This is a genomic window from Xenorhabdus sp. BG5, from assembly GCF_015163665.1.
Classification (GTDB): Bacteria; Pseudomonadota; Gammaproteobacteria; order Enterobacterales; family Enterobacteriaceae; genus Xenorhabdus.
This window is the reverse complement of record NZ_JADEUG010000094.1, coordinates 1-761: the sequence shown is the minus strand read 5'-3', so window position 1 is coordinate 761 and position 761 is coordinate 1. Positions and strand designations below refer to the sequence as shown.

At 52.6% G+C, this 761-nt stretch carries 1 protein-coding gene; it reads right to left on the bottom strand.

The annotated features are described in order from the left end of the window. Positions 1-761 (bottom strand): elongation factor Tu (locus IQ209_RS17965; RefSeq protein ID WP_193852538.1); only part of this gene is annotated, 761 nt, incomplete at both ends.

The window sequence follows — 761 nt, the reverse complement described above, 5'->3', positions numbered from 1 at the left end:
AACTGAGTGTGTGGGTGGATAGAGCCTGGCTTCGCCAGAACCTGACCACGCTCAACGTCATCACGCTTAGTACCACGCAGCAGAACACCCACGTTCTCACCCGCACGGCCTTCGTCCAGCAGTTTGCGGAACATTTCAACACCGGTACAAGTGGTTTTAGTGGTTTCTTTGATACCCACGATTTCAACTTCGTCACCGACTTTAACGATACCACGCTCTACACGACCGGTAACTACAGTACCACGGCCAGAGATAGAGAATACGTCTTCGATTGGCAGCAGGAATGGCTTGTCAATGTCACGCTCTGGTTCTGGGATGTAAGAATCCAGTGCTTCAGCCAGTTCGATAACTTTCGCTTCCCACTCTGCATCGCCTTCCAGCGCTTTCAGCGCAGAACCACGGATGATTGGGGTGTCGTCGCCTGGGAAATCGTACTGAGACAGCAGTTCACGGACTTCCATTTCGACCAGTTCCAGCAGCTCTTCATCATCAACCATGTCACATTTGTTCAGGAACACGATGATGTAAGGAACGCCTACCTGACGACCCAGCAGGATGTGCTCACGAGTCTGTGGCATTGGGCCATCAGTTGCAGCAACAACCAGGATCGCACCGTCCATCTGAGCAGCACCGGTGATCATGTTTTTCACGTAGTCGGCGTGGCCTGGGCAGTCAACGTGTGCGTAGTGGCGAGTTGGGGTATCGTACTCTACGTGAGAAGTAGAGATGGTGATACCACGCGCTTTTTCTTCTGGTGCGTT